The organism is Rhizobium sp. SVR5-2C, from assembly GCF_056755115.1.
This window is the reverse complement of the sequence record NZ_JBNDHT010000487.1, coordinates 1-250: the sequence shown is the minus strand read 5'-3', so window position 1 is coordinate 250 and position 250 is coordinate 1. Positions and strand designations below refer to the sequence as shown.

Annotated in this window: 1 protein-coding gene; it reads left to right on the top strand. The window is 60.0% G+C overall.

Going from position 1 to position 250, the window contains the following annotated elements:
- Positions 1-250, top strand: a 250-nt coding sequence (locus ACPYOI_RS36625) for a DUF6428 family protein (RefSeq protein ID WP_481424252.1), incomplete at both ends; no start/stop codon positions are given.

Here is a 250-nt window from a genome sequence, read left to right as displayed (position 1 = left end):
CTAGTGTTCCACTATGGCGGCCGCCCCGTGAAGCCCGGCTATCACGTCACCGAAGTGAAAGCCGGTCAGTTCCAGGCGCTCGACTGCGGAGCCAACCCGGAGGCTTGGGTGGAAATTTTCGTACAGCTTTGGGATATCGACGAAGACGACCGCACCCATATGCCGGCAGGCAAATTCGCCGCCATCATCCGCAAGGTCTCTGAGCATGTGCAGCTGGGCGGCTCAGCGAAACTGACCTTCGAAGTGAGCG